This window comes from Geodermatophilus sp. SYSU D00779 (assembly GCF_054050595.1).
In genome coordinates this window covers 52,570-71,402 of sequence record NZ_JBJGZQ010000006.1, presented here as the reverse complement: position 1 = coordinate 71,402, position 18,833 = coordinate 52,570, and the positions used below count along the sequence as shown (strand labels likewise).

The window sequence follows — 18,833 nt, the reverse complement described above, 5'->3', positions numbered from 1 at the left end:
GGTCCTCCAGGGTTGCCGGTCAGCGACCGGTCTTGGGAGCGAAGAAGCGACTGATGAGCCGGGCGACGACGTTGAGACCCATCACCAGGATGATCAGGACGAGGGCCGCCGTCCAGGCCCGGTCGGTGGCGAACTGCGGCGGGACGCCCGGCTGGGTGAGCTGGTAGTAGGCGTAGACCGGCAGGGTCGCCATGCGACCGTCGAACGCGTCGAGGTTCGTGGCGTTGGTGATGCCCAGGGTGATCAGCAGGGGAGCGGTCTCGCCGACGACGCGGGCGATCGCCAGGGTGACGCCGGTGCCCAGGCCCGCGATCGCCGTCGGGATGACCACCTTGACGATGGTGCGCCACTTCGGCACCCCCAGCGCGTAGGAGGCCTCACGCAGCTCGTTGGGCACCAGCTTGAGCACCTCCTCCGCCGAGCGGACGACGACCGGGATCATCAGCACCGACAGCGCGATCGCGCCCATGACGCCGAGCCGGATGCCCGGGCCGAAGAAGATCGCGAACAGCGCGTAGGCGAACAGGCCGGCCACGATCGACGGGATGCCGGTCATGACGTCGACCAGGAAGGTGATCGCCCGCTTCAGCCGCCCGCGGGCGTACTCGACGAGGAAGATCGCCGTCATCAGGCCGATCGGCACGGAGATCAGCGTGGTCAGCGCCGTGATGATCAGCGTGCCCATGATGGCGTGGTAGGCGCCGCCGCCCTCGCCCACGATGCCGACGAGCGAGGAGTTGAAGAACTCGCCGTCCAGCCGTGCGGCGCCGCGGCTGACGACCTCCCAGACCAGGGAGACCAGGGGCACCATCGCCAGCCCGAAGGCACTGACCACCAGGCAGGTCACCAGCCGGTCGGTGGCCCGCCGGGGGCCCTCCACGGTCCGGGTCAGCAGGTACACCGCCAGTGTCCCGAGGACGACGGTGTAGAGCACGAACAGCGCGATGTTGAGGTCGAACACCGGCCAGAGCGCGCCCACGACGACGGCGGCCCCCAGGAAGACCGCCCAGGGCGACCAGTTCGGCAGCCGCCGGGCGCGCTCGCCGCGGCGTGGCGCGGGGGCGCTGCTCCCCGTGGGCGCCGGGGCGGTGGAGGTCTGGCTCATCAGTTCGCTCCGGAGAAGTCGGCGCGCCGGTTCACGATCGCGCGGGCCAGCATGTTCACCGCGAGGGTGATGACGAACAGGGCCAGGCCGCTGGCGATCAGCGTGTTGATGTCGATGCCCGAGGACTCGGGGAACTCCAGGGCGATGTTCGCCGCGATGGTCGACGGGTTGCCGCTGCTGATCAGGTTGAACGTGATGCCGCCGGAGACCGACAGCACGATCGCCACGGCCATGGTCTCGCCGAGTGCCCGGCCCAGGCCCAGCATGGCGCCGCCGATGACGCCGGAGCGGCCGTAGGGGAGGACCGCCATCCGGATCATCTCCCAGCGGGTGGCGCCCAGGGCGAGCGCCGCCTCGCGGTGCAGGCTCGGGACCTGCAGGAAGACCTCGCGGGAGATGGCGCTCACGATCGGCAGGATCATCACGGCGAGGACCAGGCCGGTGGTCAGCATGGTGCGCCCGGTGGTCGAGGCCGGGCCGGCGAACAGCGGGAGGAAGCCGAGGTCGCGCTCGAGCCACTGGTAGAAGGGCACCAGCTTCGGCGCGAGCCAGAAGATGCCCCAGAAGCCGTAGACGATGCTCGGGATCGCGGCGAGCAGGTCGACCAGGTAGCCCAGGCCCTGGGCGATCCGCCGCGGCGCGTAGTAGCCGATGAACAGGGAGATGGCCACGGCCAGCGGCGTCGCCACGAGCAGCGCGATGACCGCCGCGAGCAGGGTGCCGAAGACCAGCGGGGCGATGTAGGAGGCCAGGCCGCCGTCGCCGGGGATGTCCTCGGCCGGGGCGGTCAGCGCGGGCACCGCCTCCACGACGAGGAACGCGGCGACCCCCGCGAGGATGACGAGGATCAGGATGCCGGCGCCCTTGGCGGTACCGGCGAAGACCCGGTCACCGGGACGGCGGACCGACCGTCCGGTCCCGGCGGGGGACGGGGGTGTGGTCCTGGTGCTGCTCACCGCTGCTCCGTGGTGTGTGGGCCGGTGCCTGGGGACCCGGCGGAGGGTGGTTCGGGCGCCCGGCCGGGGCCGGGCCCGCCAACGGCCCGGGGCGCCGTCGGGCACCCCGGGCCGTTGCCGGACATCGTCGCTCAGCCGGCCGTGATGGCGTCCACGGCCGTCTGGGCCTGCTGGCGCAGCGCGTCGGAGATCGGCGCGGAACCCGCGGCCTCGGCCGCGGCCTGCTGGCCCTCCTCGCTGATCACATACCCCATGAAGTCGGCCACCAGTCCGGCCGTCTCCTGGTCGTCGTACCGGACACAGCCGATGTGGTAGCTGACCAGCACGATCGGGTAGCTGCCCGACTCGGTGGTGTCGCGGGCCAGCTCGATGGCGAAGTCGTACTGACCCCGGCCCTGGACCCGCTCGGAGTTCTCGACGACCGCCGCGGCCGCCTCCGGGGTGGGGGCGACGAACTCCTCACCGACCCCGACGTTGGCCACGCCCAGGTCGCCGGCCTGGCTCTCGTCGGCGTAGCCGATGGTGCCGTTGCCGCCGCTGACGGCGCTGACGACGCCGGAGGTGCCCTGGGCGGCCTCGCCGCCGGCGACCGGCCAGTTGCCGTCCGGCTCGTGCGGCCACGCCTCACCGGCAGCAGCGGCCAGGTACTCGGTGAAGTTCTCGGTGGTGCCCGACTCGTCGGACCGGTTCACCGGGGTGATCGCCAGGTCGGGCAGCGTCACGCCCGGGTTGTCGGCGGCGATCGCCGGGTCGTTCCACGTGGTGATCTGCTGGTTGAAGATGCCGGCGATCACCTGGGGGGAGAGGTTGAGCTCGTCGACGCCCTCGAGGTTGTAGACGACCGCGATCGGCGAGATGTAGTTGGGCAGCTCGAAGACCTCACCGCCGCCGCAGCGCTCGGCGGCAGCGGTCAGCTCCTCCTCGTCGAGCGCGGCGTCGGAGCCGGCGAAGTCCACGCCACCGGCGAGGAACTGCTCACGGCCACCGCCGGAGCCCACCGGGTCGTAGTTCACGGTCACGCCCGGCTGCACGCCCGAGTAGCCGGCGCTCCACCCCTGCATGGCGGCCTGCTGGCTGCTGGCGCCGGCGCCGTCCAGGGCGCCGCTCAGCTCCGTGGCGCCGCCCGTGCCGGTGCTGCCGCCGCCACCGGCGCTCCCCTCGTTCGCCGCGCCGCAGGCGGTCAGCGCGAGGGTGCCGGCGAGCGCGGTCGAGAGGACGACGGCGCGCGACGTGGTGCTGAGCTTCAAGAAAGGGCCCTTCGACGGTGTGCCCAGGCCTTCCGCCGGGCAGCGCGGAACCAACGAGGACCGACGCTAGGGAGCCGAGGTGGCCGCCTCCCGGTGCACCGGTGAACGCGGGGTGAACGGCGGCCGAGGCTTGCGTCACGTCGTGTGGACCAGCTCACGTCCATCAGGTGAACCCGGGCGCGCCGACCAGCGCACCGGCCCCCGGGACCCCGTCCCGGGCCTGCGGAGGGTGGGGGAGGGGTGGTCCTCCCTCAGCGGGCGCGGCGCCAGGAGACGTCGACCGCGTGCCGGGTGAACCCGCTGTGCCCGTAGAGCGTCACCGCCGCGGTGTTGTCCTCCTCGACGTAGAGCAGCACCTGGCGCAGCCCGAGGCCGCGCAGGTGGGCCAGCCCCACGTCGGTGAGCGCGCGGCCCAGGCCCAGGCCCTGGGCGTCGGGGTCGATGCCGAGCACGTAGACCTCGCCGACCGCCTCCGGCCCCTCGTCGCCCGGCGGGTGCACCTTCGTCCAGTGCGACCCCAGCAGCCGGTCGCCGTCCCAGGCGAGGAAGAAGCCGGCCGGGTCGAACCACGGCTCGGCCTCGCGCAGCCGCAAGTCCTCGGCCGTCCAGTTGCCCTGTTCGGGGTGGGAGGCGAAGGCGCGGGCGTTGGTGCGCAACCAGGCCTGCTCGTCGCGGCCGGGCCGGAAGGTGCGCACCAGGACGCCCTCGGGCAGGCGCAGCCGGGGCTCGGGGTCGACGCCGGCCAGGTCGCGGCGCATCTGCAGCAGCACCCGGGCCCGTTCGTACCCGCGACGCCGCGCCAGCTCGGCCGATCCGGGCAGGTCGCCGTGGGCCCAGACCCGCAACGGGCGGTCGCCGGCCAGCTCCTCGAGGTGGGCCAGCAGCGTGCGGCCGACCCCCCGCCGGCGGGCGCCGGGGGCGACGACCAGCTCGGCCTCGGCGTCCCCGGTGCCGTTCCCGCCCTCGAACCGCGCGTAGCCGGTCAGCGTGCCGTCGGCGGCGGTGGCGAGCACGTCGCGACCGCCGGCCGGACCGCCGTGCTGCAGCCGCAGCTCGGCCTCCTCCGAGAGCGGGCGGACGCCGTCGGCCACGGTCGCCGCGCGTACCAGCGCGAGGACGGCGTCGACGTCGGCCGGGTCGAGCCGGTCGACGTCCCGGACGAGGGGGGCAGTGGACAGCGGGGGCCTCAGACCAGCTCGGTGTCGTTCTGCGCCCGGGCCTCGGCCTCGGCGCGCGCGGCGGCCGCGGTGGCGTCGGCGACCTGCTGGTCGAGCTTGTAGCCGACGTTGCGCACGGTGCCGATCAGCGCCTCGTGCTCGGTGCCGAGCTTGGCCCGCAGCCGGCGCACGTGGACGTCGACGGTGCGGGTGCCGCCGAAGTAGTCGTAGCCCCAGATCTCCTGGAGCAGCTGCGCGCGGGAGAAGACCCGGCCCGGGTGCTGGGCCAGGTACTTCAGCAGCTCGAACTCCTTGTAGGTCAGGTCGAGCGGCCGGCCGCGCAGCTTGGCCGAGTAGCTGTGCTCGTCGATCACCAGCTCGCCGGCCTGGGTCACGCCGCCGTCCGGCCCATCGGCGGGGGAGGTGGCGGCCAGCCGCCGGGCGGTGGCCCACTTCAGGCGGGCGTCGACCTCGGCCGGGCCGGCGGTGTCGAGCAGCACGTCGTCGATGCCCCAGTCGGCCGACAGCGCGACCAGGCCGCCCTCGGACAGGACGGCGACCAGCGCGGAGGCGACGCCGGTGGAGGACAGCAGGCTGCAGAGGGTGCGCGCCTGGATGAGGTCGTGTCGGGCGTCGACGAGGACCACGTCGCCGGAGTCGCCGTCGAGCAGGCTGGACAGCTCCGGCGCCACCACGCGGACGTGGTGTCCCAGCAGGCCGAGGGCGGGCAGCACCTCGGTCGTGGCCTGACGTGCGGCGGTCATGAGCACGAGTCGCATGACGTCTCCTCAGGGGAGCCGGGGACGACGGTCGTCGTCCGGGAGCCCACGACGGCGCTGTCGAAGAGACAGCAGGATAACCGACGTGATCCACCCGTCCCCGTCCCGGACCGGTCGCGACACGTGATCGTCTCCACGGACGACGGCGTGCGACCCGGCGACCGCGACACCCACCCCCCGCTCGTCGGGCGGATCGGGCGCCCGCTGTCTGCGACGATCGGATCGTGACGGCGACCGAGGCGGGACCCGGGCTCCCTGCCCGCGCGCGGCACCTGTCCACCGCCGTCGTCGTGGCCGTCGCGACGGCCCTGCTGGTCGGGCTGCCCGGGGTCGCGGGGGAGCCGGGCCGGCTGGTGGCGGTGGCCGTCCTGCAGGTGGCGCTGGTCGCGGCATGGGTGCCGGCGACCGGGATCCCCGGGCGGGCCGGCGCGCCGGCCCTCGGGCTCGCCGCGGCGGCCGGCGCGGACCTGCTGGTCGTGGTGCCCGAGCGGCCGGAGATCGGCGCGCTGCTCGCCGTCCCGGGTCTGGGCCTGCTCGCCGCGGTGCTGCACCAGATGCTGCGCCGGGCGCCGCGGTCCGACGTCGTCGGCTCGCTGGCCGGCGTCCTCCTGCTGGTCACCACGGTCGCCGCCCTGGCCGTCCTGCTGCTCCTGCCCGTCGCGGGCGACGGGACGGCCGCGGTCAGCCCCCTGCTCGTCGTCGGGACGACGCTGCTGGTGGGGTCCCTGGTCGACCTCCTGCTGCCCCGCCCGGTGGTCGCGGCCGGCGTGCCGCAGGGGGTGCCCGCGCTGGTGCTCGGTGTGCTGGCCGGTGCGGTCGTGGCGGTGGTCGGCTCCGGCGCCGACGACGTGGCCACGGTCCTCGGGGCGCTCGTCGCCGGCCTGGCGCTGGGCGCGGTCGCCGCGCTCACCGGGCTGGCCGCGGGCTACGTGGTCGCGGCGGGCCCGCGCCGGGCGTGGGCGGCGGCCCTGCTGCATGCGGTGCTGCCCTTCGCCGCGACCGCCCCCGTGGCGTTCTCCGTCCTGCTGCAGAAGGTCCTCTGAGGAGCCGGTCGTGCGTGCGCTCGTGGTGTTGCTGCTCCTGGCCGGCCTGGTCGTCGGCGCCGACCGGGTCGGTGAGGAGATCGCCGAGGACCAGGTGGCGCGGGTGGTGGCCGAGCGGGCCGGGCTCGCCGGCGCACCCGACCTGGAGTTCGAGGGCTTCCCGTTCCTCACCCAGGTGGTCAGCGGGCGGTACGAGGACGTGCGGGTCTCCCTGACCGGCGCCGACCTGGGTGAGCCCGAGGGCACCCGCGCCGACGTCTCGCTGCAGGGCGTGCACGTGGCGCTGTCCGACGTCCTGTCCGGATCGGTGCAGGAGGTGCCGGTGGAGCGGGTCGACGGCACCGCGACGCTGTCCTACGGCCTGCTCGCCGGCCAGCTGGGCCCGGGCACGATCCTGACGCGGGACGGCGACGGCCTGCGGGTGCAGCGCACCGTGGAGGTCGCCGGGGTGAGCGTGCCCCTGGCCGCCACGGGCACGGTCTCGCTCGACGGCGACACCGTGGTGGTCGACGTCGACGAGGCCTCCAGCGCCGGCGTCGACGTCCCGGGGTACCTCGTCGACCAGGTCAGCGACGCCCTGGACCTGCGCTACCGCATCCCGCCGCTGCCCTTCGGCCTGCAGGTCACCGGCGTCGCACCGGCCGACGACGGCGTGCGGGTGCGGGTCGAGGCGACCGACACGGTCCTGTCCGGCTGACCCGACCGCCCGGTCCCCCGATCGGGGGAGCCGGAACAGCCGGCGGGCCGGGCGGGTTGCTGCCCGGCGTGGACCCGATCGGAGCCGGCGTGCTGGGCGTCGCCCTCGCGCTGACGGCGATCGGGGCCTGGTGGCTGCGGAGGGGGGACGGCGCGGTGCGCGGAGCCGACGGCGAGCAGGAGCGGACGGCGACCGCCGTGCTCGAGGGCCTGGGTGTGCGCCCGGGTGACGCCGAGCTGACCGTCGTCCAGTTCTCGACGGCGTTCTGCGGGCCGTGCCGGGCGACCCGGGCGCGGCTGCGGCAGCTTCAGGCCACCCGGCCGGGGCTGGCGCACGTGGACGTCGACGCCGAGAGCCACCTCGACGCCGTCCGTGAGCTGGGCGTCCGGCGCACCCCGACGCTGTTCTACCTGGACCGTGCGGGCCGGCTGATCGGCCGCAGCAGCGGTGCCCCTCGGCCCGACGAACTCACCGCGCTGGTCGAGGCGCACGTCGCCCCGGCCCGTGCCCGGGACGGGCGTGGACTGTGATCCGTTACCCTCGCGCCGTGGGCATCCTGCTGACCAGCCGCCGCACAGTGGACCTGTGCCGCGTCGGCAGCTGCCTGTGTCCGGCCTCCTAGGGCGAGCCCAGCCTCGTCCCGACGTGCCCTGACCGCCGTCCGGAAGCCCCCTGCCCCCATGCCCCCAGCACACCCGCCGACCGGCCGCGAGGTCGACGTCCGGGGTCCGCGCGCCGCCGCGTGGGTCACCAGCGCCGTCCTCGCCATCGCCCTGCTGACCGGCAGCGGCGTCCTGGTCGCCCTCCAGGCCGCCGTCTTCGCCGTCGGTGCGTCCGCCGGGCTGCGGTACGCCCCCTACGGGGTGCTGTTCCGCGTCCTCGTCGCCCCGCGGCTGGGCCCGGTCCGCGAGCGGGAGCCCGAGGCGCCGGCGCGCTTCGCCCAGCTCGTCGGCCTCGTCTTCGCCGTCGTCGGCGCCGCCGGGTACCTGTCCGGCACGCCGCTCGTCGGCGCCGTCGCGACCGGCCTCGCGCTGGTGGCGGCCCTGCTCAACGCGGCCACGGGCTTCTGCCTCGGCTGCGAGCTGTACCTGACCGTCCGCCGGGTTCGTCCCGCGCGCACCACCTGACCGCACACCCACCACAGGAGGGACCACCCCCCATGAGCCGCAACGACGTGCTCGTCTCCGCCGACTGGGCCCAGGAGAACATCGGCGCCCCCGGCATCGTCTTCGTCGAGGTCGACGAGGACACCAGCGCCTACGACAAGGGCCACATCGAGGGCGCGGTCAAGCTGGACTGGAAGACCGACCTGCAGGACCCGCTGCGCCGCGACTTCGTGAGCAAGGAGCAGTTCGAGCAGCTGCTGTCGGAGAAGGGCATCAGCAACGACGACACCGTCGTGCTCTACGGCGGCAACAACAACTGGTTCGCCGCCTACGCCTACTGGTACTTCAAGCTCTACGGCCACGACCAGGTCAAGCTGATCGACGGCGGCCGCAAGAAGTGGGAGCTCGACAGCCGCCCGCTGTCGCCAGACACCGTCGAGCGCCCGGCCACCCAGTACCAGGCCAAGGACCCCGACACCTCCATCCGCGCCTTCCGCGACGAGGTCGTCGCTGCGATCGGCCAGAAGAACCTGGTCGACGTCCGCTCGCCCGACGAGTTCGCCGGCAAGCTGGTCGCGCCCGCGCACCTGCCGCAGGAGGGCGCGCAGCGCCCCGGCCACATCCCCACCGCGGTGAACGTGCCGTGGAGCAAGGCGGCCAACGAGGACGGCACCTTCAAGAGCGACGAGGAGCTGGCCAAGCTCTACGCCGAGGCCGGCCTCGACACCGGCAAGGACACCATCGCCTACTGCCGGATCGGCGAGCGCTCGAGCCACACCTGGTTCGTGCTGCGCGAGCTGCTCGGTCACCAGAACGTCAAGAACTACGACGGCTCCTGGACCGAGTACGGCTCCCTCGTCGGCGTCCCGATCGAGAAGGGGGCCTGAGCATGTGCGGCGCTCCCAAGCAGGGCGGCGCGCTGGCCGGCGTGGACCTGACGACCCAGACGGTCATCCAGGGCCAGGTCTGGCACGACGGCGCCCCCGTCGCCGGCGCCTACGTCCGGCTGCTCGACTCGACCGACGAGTTCACCGCCGAGGTGGTCACCAGCCCGGAGGGCGAGTTCCGCTTCTTCGCCGCCCCGGGTGAGTGGAAGCTGCGCTCCCTGGCCCCGGTCGGCAGGGGCGAGCGCGTCCTCACCGCCGACGTCGGCCTCAACGAGACCACCGTCGCCATCGCATAAGGACCCCCCGCCCCCCGCCACGAGCGAGCTCGCGGCGGGACCCTGCAGCGGGACCGCCCACGACAGCGCCCCTCTCGCACGAGCGAGAGGGGCGCTGTCGTGCCCGGGGTCTAGTCCACGCCGGGTGGGAGGCGGTTGGGGCCGGCCTCGGGTGGCCGCGGACGGTCCTCCGGATGCGCGCGGACGGCCACGATCGCGACGTCGTCGGCCCCGTCCACCGGCAGCATCCGCTCGAGGAGCGTGTCGCACAGCTCCTCCAGCGACGTCTCGCCGAGGTCGCGCAGCACCTCCCGCATCGTCGCCAGCCCCTCGTCCAGGTCGGCGTCCCGGCGCTCGACCAGGCCGTCGGTGACCAGCAGCAGGGTGTACCCGTCGCCCAGCTCGGCGGTGTGGTCGGTGCGCGGTGCGTCGGGGTCGATGCCGAGCATCAGCTCGGGGCGGGTCTCGAGCAGCGTGGTCGAGCCGTCGGGGGCGAGCAGCACCGGCGGGAGGTGCCCGGCGTTGCTCCAGCGCAGCATGCGGGTGCCGGCCACGGGCACGTCCGGGTGCCGCTCGACGCGGGTGAGGACGACGGTCGCCATCGTGCTCACCGCGAGCCCGCGCGCCACGTGCTCGGCCCGGGACAGCGTCGCCGACGGTGGCTCGTCGTTGTCGTAGGCGAGCGCCCGCAGCAGGCCGCGCAGCTGGCCCATCGCCGCGGCGGCGTCGCTGTCGTGTCCGACGACGTCCCCGATCACCAGCATCGTCGCGCCGTCGGGCTGGAGGAACGCGTCGTACCAGTCGCCGCCGACCTGCGCCCCGTGCGCGGCCGGGTGGTACCGCACGGCGACCTGCAGGTGGTCGGGCTCCGGCGGTGGGGTCAGCAGCGCCTGCTGCAGCCGGTCGGACAGTGCGCGCTGCTCGGCGGCCCGCTCGGTCACCCGCCGCAGCTCCGCGGCCTGGCGCCGGGCGGCCAACCGGTCGGTCAGGTCGCGGAAGGACACCACCACGCCGGTCACCGCGCCGTCCTCTACCGTCGGGACCGCGATCAGCTCGACCGGCACGGGGGTGCCGTCGCGGTGCCAGAAGACCTCGTGCTCGGCGGTGACCGTCCGGCCGCTCCGCAGCGCGGCCCAGACCGGGCACTCGTGCTTCGGGTACGGGGAGCCGTCGGGCCGGCGCCCGTGGATCACCGCGTGCTGGTCGCGCCCCAGCTGCTCCTCGGCGGCGAGCCCGGTCATCCGCACCGCCGCCGGGTTGACGAACTCGACGCGCCCGTCGGCGTCCAAGCCGTAGATGCCGTCGGCGACGTTGGCCAGGACGCGCTCGTACCGGGCGAGGGTCCGGGAGAGCAGGGCCTCCACGTCTGAGCGGAGCGTGCCGCCCCCACCGTTGCCGAGCATCCCCACGATCCCGTCACCTCCCTCGCGTCCGGACCGGTACCGCTGCGGTCCACCAGCCTGCCGTACCAGGATCGGCTGTCCACCAGGACGTCGCCGACCGGCCCGCGCACCCGTGCGGACGGGACGGCGGCGAGGGCCGGGACGACGGCCGTCGCGAGCACGCCACGCCACCGCCGCGGGATGCGGCGGTGGCGTGGCGTGGCGGACGCCGGTCCGGCGCGCCTCCGACCGGACTCGGCCCTGCTCCTCGCCGGGGCGCGGTGCCGGAGCCGGACCTGCCGACGTGCCCGCGCCGCGTCGGCGAGCTGCCGGGCAGCGACCACCGTCGCGGGCTCGTCGCCGCCCGGCGTCTGCTACGGGTGCATCAGGCGACCCGCAGCGAGGACGGGTCGGCGGCGAGCCTGGTCCTCGACCGGAGCACCCGGACGACCGCGGCGCACGCCGCCCACACCAGCAGCACCGCGACCGGCAGCACCCCGAGCGCAGCCAGGAAGAGCGGGCTCGACAGGATCAGCGGGGTCGGGTAGACGACGGCGCCCACCAGAACACCGGCGGCCATCGGCGTCACGGTGACCACCTGGAGGCGGCGCCGCTGCACTCGGTCCAGCGTGGCCGGGGAGGCACCGAGCGCGGCGGTCGAGGCCAGCGCCCGGCGCGTGGTCACCAGGTCGTCGGCCGCCGCCAGGGTCATCGCCGCGATCGCCACCAGCACGGCGAGGAACGCCGCGGTGGCGGTGAGCGCGAGGCCCGGGAGGTGTCCGGACAAGCCCCCGTAGCCGTCGCCCGTGAGCAGGACGGCGGTGAGCACCGACGCGATGCCGAGTGCGATCCCGGCGACGAACACCGAGCCGGCGGTCCGGCCGGCCGGCCCGCTCAGAGCGCGCAGCCCGGCGGCGGCCAGGACGTCCACCGCCCGGCCGCTGCGCGTCAGCCGTCGCGCTCGCCAGCCGACCCACGCCGAGCCGGCGGTCAGCACGGCGACGAGGAACAGGAGCAGTGCGCCGCCGAGCAGCGCGACCGAGGTGGCGGGACCCGCGCTCCTGGTCTGCAGGGCGGCCGCGATGGCGACGACCGCGAGCACCAGCCCGGCCAGCCGCCACCGCAGGCGGACGCCGCGCCGGCGCCGCGCGCGGGTCGACCAGGCGCCGGCGGCGGCCGCGACCAACCCGGTGAGCACCGCGACGGCCGGCCAGCCGAGGACGTCAGCCGGGCCGAGCGGGGGCAGCAGCCGGGCGGACGGCGGGACGGCGGCGCCCAGGACGAGCCACAGCAGGACGTAGAGCGGACCGGCCAGCAGCCCGCCGACGAGCCCGGGAGCGCCGGCATCCACCGCGGCGAGGCGGCGCAGGTCGGCCGGTGCGGCGCCGACCAGGCGCAGGGCGTGCAGGGTGGCCGCCCGTCGCGCGCTGCCGGTGTTGAGTGCCTGCCAGACCAGCGCCAGGGCCGGCACCACGAGCAGCACCAGCCCGGTGAGCACGCCGGGCTGGAGCCCGGCCTCGGTCACCAGCGGGGAGAGCCGGGGGTCGGGGGTCGGGAGGACCCCGTTGGGCTCCGTGCGCCACGACACCGTGGGGACGCGCAGGACGGCGAGGGCGGCCAGGACCAGCGCGCCCGCCACGGCGGCGCCGACGGCGACCAGCCGGCCTCGCGTGCGCGAGGCGGCGGACCGCGGCCGGGCGAGGAGCCAGACGGTCGTCGTCCTCACGAGAGGGCCACCTCGTGCACGACGGATCCCTGGCGCAGCCGGACCTCGCGGTCGGCACGGGCGGCGACCGCGTTGTCGTGGCTGACCAGCACGACCGAGCCGCCGGCCTGCGTCGTGGTGGTGACCAGGAGGTCGAGCAGCTGCCGGCCGGTCACGGTGTCCAGGCTCGCGGTGGGCTCGTCGGCGAGCAGCAGCAGCGGGCCGGCCACCAGTGCCCGGGCGGCCGCGGCCAGCTGCGCCTGCCCGCCGGAGAGGTCGTTCGGCAGCGCCGTGGGCGGCACGTCCAGGCCGACCCGGTCGAGCCACCCGGCGGCGGCGGCGCGGGCCTCGCGCGGCGCATGGCCCTCCAGCAGCAGCGGGAGCGCGACGTTGTCCAGCACCGGGAGGTCGGGCACCAGCTGACCGAACTGCAGCACGATGCCCACCGAACGCCGCCGGATCCTCGCCCGTGTCGCCTCGTCGGCGTCGGCGAGGTCTGCGCCGGCCAGCACGACCCGGCCACTCTGGGCGCGCAGCACCCCGGCGGCGAGCATGAGCAGCGTGGACTTGCCGCACCCGCTGGGGCCGGTCACCGCGACGACCTCGCCGGGTGCGACGGCCAGCGAGACGTCCCGCAGCGCCTGGGTCCTCCCGTAGGCGTGGCTGACCCCGAACAGTTCGACCGTGCTCGTGCTCATGAGCTCTTCCTCTCGGCGTGGGTGCGGAGGGCCTGCTGGTCGTCGGAGGACGGCAGCAGATCGGTGGCCAGCTCGAGCCAGCGCAGGTCGGCGTCGAGGTGGGCGATGAGGTGTTCGCGGACGAGTCGCTCCGCCGCGCCGGTGCCGGGTGGGGTCCGCTGCAGCTCACGCATGCGACGCAGGTGGGCGGCCCGCTGGCGGCTGACGAAGCCCTGCACGTCGATGCCGGTGTGCAGGGCGGCGACCGTCTTGCGCACGATCTCCTCCGCACCGGACCCGGTGGCGGAGGCCGGCTCGGCCAGCCACGCGCGCAGTCGCCGCTCGCCGTCCTCGGTCAGTGCGTAGACCGTCCGCTCGGGACCGCCGTCGGTGCGGGTCTCCACCACCTCGGCCAGGCCGTCACGCTGCAGGCGCGCCAGCGTCGCGTACACCTGGCCGAACGCGAGGGGGCGGCTGTCGGGGAACCACGCGTCGTGCTCGTGCTTGATGTCGTAGCCGTGTCGTGGCGCGCCGGCGAGCAGCGCCAGGTGGAGCTCGGTCATCGACATGGGAGCTGTCTACACCACGAGTAGACACCAAGTGAATAGCCGACCGTGCAACTCCCCGGCGGGGCCGCGCGGACCGCGTCAGAGGCCGACGAGCGTGACCAGCTCACCCATGGCGGCCTCGAACCAGCGGTCCGTGTCCACCACCGACCCGACGAGGTGCCCGAAGAGCTCGAAGCTGACGGTCCCGTAGAGCGAGCTCCAGGCGAGCAGCGCGCGCACCCGGACGGCGTCGTCGATCGCGGGGTGCTCCCCGCCGAGGACGGCGGCCGTCTCGGCGCTCACCAGCTCCGGGTCCCGGTCGGCCCCGGCGGCCTCCGGCAGGACGCCGCTGCGGGCCGCGGCGCCGAGGATCCGGCCCAGGACCACGCCCACCCGCGCGGCTGCCGGGACGGTGTCCCGCGGAGCCGCGTAGCCGGGCACGGGTGAGCCGTAGAGCAGCGCGTACTCGTGCGGGTGCGCCCGAGCCCACGACCGGACGGCGCGGCACACCGCCAGCCAGCGTTCCCGCGGCGCCGCGCCCGGGTCGTCGGCGGCCTCCGCGGCGGTCCCCAGGGCGTCGTAGCCGTCGGTGATCAGGCGGGTCAGCAGGTCGTCGCGGCTGGCGAAGTAGCGGTAGACGGCCGACGAGGCCATGCCCACCTCGCGCGCGACCGCCCGCAGCGAGAGCCCGGCCGCCCCCACCTCGGCCAACTGTCGCCGGGCGACGGCGGTGATCTCGGCGGTCACCTCGGCGCGGACGCGGTCACGGACGGTGGGCGGCACGCGGCCGATCCTCCCCGTTGTGATCGATGCACGCAAACGAGAGCACTGCTCTTGACCGGCCGTGGGCGTCGTGCGAGCGTTGTCCTCATCCGAGAGCGGTGCTCTCGCCGGACCTCGAGGAGGAGTCATGGCACTGCACGTGGTCGTGGGCAAGGGCCCGGTCGGGACGACGACCGCCGACCTGCTCGCTGCCCAGGGGCACCGCGTCCGGGTGCTGTCGCGCAGCGGGGGGACGTCGACCGACGCCGTCGAGCACCGGCGGGTGGACGCGGCCGACCCGGACGCCCTCGCCGCGGCCGCACACGGCGCGGCGGCGCTCTACAACGCGGTGAACCCGGCCTACCACCGCTGGGCGACCGACTGGCCGCCGGTCGCCACCGCGCTGCTCACCGCGGCCGAGCGGACGGGCGCGGTGCTGGTCACGATGTCCAACCTGTACGTCTACGGCGCCCCGACCGGCCCGATGAGCCCCGACAGCCCGCTGGCCGCCACCGACCGCAAGGGGCGGGTGCGCATCGCGATGTGGCGGGAGGCGCTGGCCGCGCACGAGGCCGGCCGGGTGCGGGTGACCGAGGCCCGTGCCGCGGACTTCGTGGGCCCGCAGGTGCCGGCCGAGCACTCCCACCTCGTCCGGCAGCTGCCCGCGCTGCGCCGCGGTCGCCGGGCCTGGGTGGTCGGCGACCCCGACGTCCTCCGCAGCTGGGCGTACCTGCCCGACGTCGCGGCGACGCTGGCCACGCTGGGGACCGACGAGCGGGCGCTCGGCCGGGCCTGGCACGTGCCGAGCGCACCCCCGCGTTCGCAGCGGCAGGCGCTGGCCGACCTGGCGGCGGCCCTCGGTGCGCCACCGGCCCGGGTGGGCCGGATCCCGTGGTCCGTCCTGCGCGCGATCGGGCTGGTGTCGCCGATGCTGCGCGAGGTCGTCGACGTCCGGCACCAGTTCGACCGGGAGTACGTGATCGACGCGTCGGCGACGACCGCCACCTTCGGGCTGGCACCCACGCCGTGGGACGAGGTGGTGGCCGCGACGGCGGGGGCGGTGCCGGCGACCGTCTGATGGAGGACCCCGTCCTCCCCGTCCTCCGCGCGCTCAGGACGGTGCCCTGGACGGGACCGTTCCAGCACGTCACCCGGCAGCCCTACGGTGGAGCGCATGGTCTCCGCCTGGGTCCTCGTCGTCCTGACGTCGCTCGCGGCGCTCGGCTGCGGCTTCGGCGCCGCCCGGCTCGCCCGCCGTCCGCGGGAGGCGCGACGGTGACCGGCGACACCGAGCTGCCGGTCTCCGACACCGTCGACGTCCGCTCGGGACCGGAGGTCTCCGAGGAGCTGCTCGCCGTCCTGCCGCTGCTCGGCGAGTGGCACGGCGAGGGGCAGGCCGCGGGTCCGGCGGGCGACCACCGCTTCGGCCAGTGGATCCGGTTCAGCCACGACGGCCGCGGCTTCCTCGCCTACGACTCCCGCACCTGGCGGCTCACCGACGACGGCCAGGTGGTCGGGCCGGCGGTCCGGGAGGCCGGCTTCTGGCGGCCCCGCGGCGGGGACGACGTCGAGCTGCTGGTCACCAGCCCCGACGGGCTGGTCGAGCTCTACGTGGGCCGGGCCCGGACGACGACCAGCTGGGAGCTGAGCACCGACGTCCTCGCCCGCACACCCGACGCCCCCGAGGTGTCCCGCGCCGTGCGGCTCTACGGCATCGTCGAGGGTGCGCTCATGTACGCGATCGACCGTGCCGCGGGCGACGAGCCGCTGCGGCCCACCATGTCCGCCCGGCTGGAGCGCCTCCGGTGAGCGGCACGCTCGACTCCTCCGCCCACCCCGCCGCTCCCCGCCAGGTCGCCGACCGGTACGTCGACGCGGTCTGCGAGCTCGACCCGATCGTGGCCACCTCGCTGGGCACCCGCCCCGGCGACGACCGGCTGCCCGACCCCAGCCCCGCCGGGCTGGAGGCCGAGGCCCAGCTGGCCCGCGACACCCTCACCGAGCTGGACCGCGTGCTGGCGGCCGACCCGTCCCTGGACGACGACCCGGTCGAGCGGCGCTGCGCCCGGCTGCTGCGCGAGCGGCTGGGCGCCGAGCTGGACGGGCACGAGGCCGGGGAGGGGCTGCGGGCGCTGTCCAACCTGTTCAGCCCGGTGCACTCGATCCGGCAGGTCTTCCTGCTCATGCCGACGTCCTCGGCGGAGGACTGGGCGGTCGTCGCCCGCCGGATGGCCCGCGTCCCCGAGGCGTACCGCGGCTTCCGCGCGTCGCTCGAGGAGGGCGCCCGGCGCGGGCTGCTGGTGGCCCCGCGCCAGGTCTCGACCGTGGTGGAGCAGCTCGGCGAGTGGCTGGCCGGGCCGTTCTTCGGCGGGTTCGCCGCGGGCGGACCGGACGCGCTCCGCGGTGAGCTGGACGCTGCCGCGCAGGCCGCCGACGGTGCGGTGGCCGAGGTGCGCGACTTCCTCCGCGACGTCTACCTGCCGCAGGTGGACGGGACGCCGGACGCCGTCGGCCGCGACCGCTACGCCCTGGCCGCCCGCCGCTGGACCGGCTCGGACCTCGGTGCCGGCGAGGGTCTGGAGGAGGCCTACACCTGGGGCTGGGCCGAGCACCGGCGGATCCTCGCCGAGCAGCGGGCCGAGGCCGAGCGGGTCGTGCCCGGCGGAACCCCGATGGAGGCCATGCGCTGGCTGGACGTGCACGGTCCCGCCGTCGACGGCGTCGAGACGATCCGCGAACGGCTGCAGGCGATGATGGACGAGGCGATCGAGGCCCTCGACGGCGTCCACTTCGACCTCGCCGAGCCGGTCCGCCGGGTCGAGGCGATGATCGCGCCCCCGGGCAGCGCAGCCGCGCCCTACTACACGCGGCCGGCGCACGACTTCTCCCGCCCGGGCCGCACCTGGCTGCCGACCATGGGCCGGGAGCGCTTCCCGCTCTGGGACCTGACCTCGATCTGGTACCACGAGGGCGTCCCGGGCCACCACCTGCAGCTGGCCCAGTGGGCGTACGTGTCCGGGCAGCTGTCGACGTACCAGACGTCGCTGGGCTCGGTCGGCGCGAACGTCGAGGGCTGGGCGCTCTACGCCGAGCGGCTCATGGACGAGCTCGGGTACTTCGCCGACCCGGGTACGCGGCTGGGCTTCCTCGACGCCCAGCAGCTGCGGGCGGTACGGGTGGTCATCGACATCGGCGTGCACCTCGGCCTGCCGGTCCCGGACGACGCCGACGGGACCCTCGCCGACTCCCGCGGCCGGCCGTGGACGCCGGAGCTCGCCCGCGCCTTCCTCGGCGAGCACAGCGGCGCCACGCCGGCCTTCCTCGACAGCGAGCTGGTCCGCTACCTCGGGCTGCCCGGGCAGGCGATCAGCTACAAGCTCGGCGAGCGCGCCTGGCTGGACGGTCGCGCGGCGGCGCAGCGGGCGCGGGGCGGGGCCTTCGACCGCAAGGCGTGGCACATGGCCGCGCTCTCGCAGGGCTCGCTGGGGCTCGACGACCTGGCCGCGGAGCTCGCCGTCCTCTGAGGGAGGACCCCGTCCCCCCACCCGTCGCAGGCTCAGGGCGGTGCCCCGGACGGGGCCGTTCCAGCACGTCACCTGGCTCGGCGCGGGCCCAGGGAGGGTGGCCGTTCCAGCACGTCACCGGCCGGCAGCGCGGTCATCGCTCAGTCGCGCGGCGGGATGGGGTTGACCGGGTCGGTGTCGTGGCCCACCGGGTCGTCCGGGGAGGCCGGGTGCGCCTCCAACAGGGAGCCCAGGAGGGCGTCGACCGCGCCGGCCGGCCCGCCGACGTAGGTGCTCATCAGGGTGGGGTCGGTGGCGACGAACCAGGCACGGTCGGCCGGCCACCACACGGCGGCGCTCTGCTCCTGCGGCTCGGGCGCGAAGTTGGCCGCGGCCAGCGTGACCGGCCCGCGGCGCAGCAGGAGGTCGCAGGCCGGCAGCGTCAGGTGCGGGCGGCCGTCGTGCGCGTCGTCGCACCAGCCGAACCAGCACTCCTGCGGCGTGGTCGTCCACGGGGCGAGCAGGTCGGCCAGCGCGGCGGCCACGGAGGCGGGCAGGTGGCCCTCGGCCGGGCTGTCGTTCCAGAGCTCGGGCTGGTCGTCCTCGCCGACGTACTCCCACGACCCGGTGATCGCCGGCCACTGCATCAGCCGGTGCGCGGTGGTGCCGTTGTGGGCCGCGACCTGGTCCCAGCGGACCTCGACGTCCTCGTCGCCGGCGTAGCGCACGGCGGGGTGCAGCACCCGGGCGTAGGCCTCGAACACCGGCGGCACCAGGGAGGCGACGGTGCGGTCGCGCCGGAGGGCGGCGGCGACCCACGCGCCGGGGGAGTTCCCGGTGCCGGCGGAGCGGCCGGTCGACAGCGCGGGCCTCCCGGGAAACGGACAACCCCCGGGCTGCTCCGCGGCGCCCAGCCCTCCGAGGAGGGGAGCAGCACGCGGGCCGGCTGGACAAATGCCGGCGGCCCGGGGGTCGGGTGACTGTCCGGTTCTCGCTCGCCGCCG

The 18,833-nt window shown here is 75.4% G+C and carries 20 protein-coding genes; 9 read left to right on the top strand and 11 right to left on the bottom strand.

Going from position 1 to position 18,833, the window contains the following annotated elements:
* Positions 1–19 precede the first annotated feature (19 nt).
* From pstA to ACI79G_RS06340, 5 genes are all read right to left on the bottom strand, one after another.
* Positions 20–1,105, bottom strand: a complete 1,086-nt coding sequence (pstA, locus tag ACI79G_RS06360) for a phosphate ABC transporter permease PstA (protein ID WP_456880293.1) — start codon at positions 1,103–1,105, stop codon at positions 20–22.
* Positions 1,105–2,061, bottom strand: coding sequence for a phosphate ABC transporter permease subunit PstC (gene pstC / locus ACI79G_RS06355; protein ID WP_456880292.1), 957 nt, complete (start codon positions 2,059–2,061; stop codon positions 1,105–1,107). The genes pstA and pstC overlap by 1 nt, the downstream gene beginning before the upstream one ends.
* A gap of 131 nt (positions 2,062–2,192) precedes the next feature.
* The gene (pstS, locus tag ACI79G_RS06350) at positions 2,193–3,308 is read right to left on the bottom strand and encodes a phosphate ABC transporter substrate-binding protein PstS (protein WP_456880291.1); all 1,116 of its coding nucleotides are present in this window, start codon (positions 3,306–3,308) and stop codon (positions 2,193–2,195) included.
* Positions 3,309–3,559: 251 nt separating this feature from the next.
* The gene (gene mshD, locus ACI79G_RS06345) at positions 3,560–4,486 is read right to left on the bottom strand and encodes a mycothiol synthase (protein WP_456880409.1); all 927 of its coding nucleotides are present in this window, start codon (positions 4,484–4,486) and stop codon (positions 3,560–3,562) included.
* Between the two features lie 8 nt (positions 4,487–4,494).
* Complete coding sequence (locus ACI79G_RS06340) at positions 4,495–5,244, bottom strand: winged helix-turn-helix transcriptional regulator (RefSeq protein ID WP_456880290.1); 750 nt, start codon at positions 5,242–5,244, stop codon at positions 4,495–4,497.
* 224 nt (positions 5,245–5,468) lie between these two features.
* Here ACI79G_RS06340 and ACI79G_RS06335 point away from each other — a divergent pair, with 224 nt between their 5' ends.
* The 6 genes from ACI79G_RS06335 to ACI79G_RS06310 all read left to right on the top strand — a co-directional run bounded on the left by ACI79G_RS06335 (position 5,469) and on the right by ACI79G_RS06310 (position 9,273).
* Positions 5,469–6,287: a hypothetical protein gene (locus ACI79G_RS06335; protein WP_456880289.1), complete on the top strand. Its 819-nt coding sequence runs from the start codon at positions 5,469–5,471 to the stop codon at positions 6,285–6,287.
* Positions 6,288–6,297: 10 nt separating this feature from the next.
* Positions 6,298–6,984 carry an LmeA family phospholipid-binding protein gene (locus ACI79G_RS06330; protein ID WP_456880288.1) on the top strand — a complete coding sequence of 229 codons (687 nt, stop codon included), beginning with the start codon at positions 6,298–6,300 and terminating at the stop codon, positions 6,982–6,984.
* A 68-nt stretch (positions 6,985–7,052) separates the two neighbouring features.
* Positions 7,053–7,514: a thioredoxin family protein gene (locus ACI79G_RS06325; protein ID WP_456880287.1), complete on the top strand. Its 462-nt coding sequence runs from the start codon at positions 7,053–7,055 to the stop codon at positions 7,512–7,514.
* 150 nt (positions 7,515–7,664) lie between these two features.
* Entirely contained in the window at positions 7,665–8,111 is a 447-nt protein-coding gene (locus tag ACI79G_RS06320) for a DUF4395 domain-containing protein (protein ID WP_456880286.1), read from the top strand.
* Between the two features lie 32 nt (positions 8,112–8,143).
* Positions 8,144–8,977, top strand: coding sequence for a sulfurtransferase (locus ACI79G_RS06315; RefSeq protein ID WP_456880285.1), 834 nt, complete (start codon positions 8,144–8,146; stop codon positions 8,975–8,977).
* Between the two features lie 2 nt (positions 8,978–8,979).
* A complete protein-coding gene (locus ACI79G_RS06310) occupies positions 8,980–9,273 on the top strand; it encodes a DUF1416 domain-containing protein (RefSeq protein WP_456880284.1) in 294 nt (97 codons plus the stop codon).
* A gap of 110 nt (positions 9,274–9,383) precedes the next feature.
* Here the strand turns inward: ACI79G_RS06310 and ACI79G_RS06305 are convergent, their stop codons facing one another.
* From ACI79G_RS06305 to ACI79G_RS06285, 5 genes are all read right to left on the bottom strand, one after another.
* A complete protein-coding gene (locus tag ACI79G_RS06305) occupies positions 9,384–10,616 on the bottom strand; it encodes a PP2C family protein-serine/threonine phosphatase (protein ID WP_456880283.1) in 1,233 nt (410 codons plus the stop codon).
* A gap of 403 nt (positions 10,617–11,019) precedes the next feature.
* Positions 11,020–12,360 carry a hypothetical protein gene (locus ACI79G_RS06300; protein ID WP_456880282.1) on the bottom strand — a complete coding sequence of 447 codons (1,341 nt, stop codon included), beginning with the start codon at positions 12,358–12,360 and terminating at the stop codon, positions 11,020–11,022.
* Complete coding sequence (locus tag ACI79G_RS06295; RefSeq protein WP_456880281.1) at positions 12,357–13,037, bottom strand: ABC transporter ATP-binding protein; 681 nt, start codon at positions 13,035–13,037, stop codon at positions 12,357–12,359. The genes ACI79G_RS06300 and ACI79G_RS06295 overlap by 4 nt, the downstream gene beginning before the upstream one ends.
* Positions 13,034–13,585 (bottom strand): PadR family transcriptional regulator, encoded by a 552-nt coding sequence (locus ACI79G_RS06290; RefSeq protein WP_456880280.1) that lies wholly within the window; start codon positions 13,583–13,585, stop codon positions 13,034–13,036. The genes ACI79G_RS06295 and ACI79G_RS06290 overlap by 4 nt, the downstream gene beginning before the upstream one ends.
* A 78-nt stretch (positions 13,586–13,663) precedes the next feature.
* Positions 13,664–14,347 (bottom strand): TetR/AcrR family transcriptional regulator, encoded by a 684-nt coding sequence (locus tag ACI79G_RS06285; RefSeq protein ID WP_456880279.1) that lies wholly within the window; start codon positions 14,345–14,347, stop codon positions 13,664–13,666.
* 127 nt (positions 14,348–14,474) lie between these two features.
* On the opposite strand from ACI79G_RS06285, the gene ACI79G_RS06280 reads away from it, so the two are divergent.
* From ACI79G_RS06280 to ACI79G_RS06270, 3 genes are all read left to right on the top strand, one after another.
* The gene (locus ACI79G_RS06280; RefSeq protein WP_456880278.1) at positions 14,475–15,404 is read left to right on the top strand and encodes an NAD-dependent epimerase/dehydratase family protein; all 930 of its coding nucleotides are present in this window, start codon (positions 14,475–14,477) and stop codon (positions 15,402–15,404) included.
* 197 nt (positions 15,405–15,601) lie between these two features.
* Positions 15,602–16,135, top strand: coding sequence for an FABP family protein (locus ACI79G_RS06275; RefSeq protein WP_456880277.1), 534 nt, complete (start codon positions 15,602–15,604; stop codon positions 16,133–16,135).
* Positions 16,132–17,850, top strand: coding sequence for a DUF885 domain-containing protein (locus tag ACI79G_RS06270; protein WP_456880276.1), 1,719 nt, complete (start codon positions 16,132–16,134; stop codon positions 17,848–17,850). The genes ACI79G_RS06275 and ACI79G_RS06270 overlap by 4 nt, the downstream gene beginning before the upstream one ends.
* A 140-nt stretch (positions 17,851–17,990) precedes the next feature.
* Here ACI79G_RS06270 and ACI79G_RS06265 read toward each other — a convergent pair whose 3' ends face one another.
* The gene (locus ACI79G_RS06265) at positions 17,991–18,602 is read right to left on the bottom strand and encodes a hypothetical protein (protein WP_456880275.1); all 612 of its coding nucleotides are present in this window, start codon (positions 18,600–18,602) and stop codon (positions 17,991–17,993) included.
* Between the last annotated feature and the right edge of the window lie 231 nt (positions 18,603–18,833).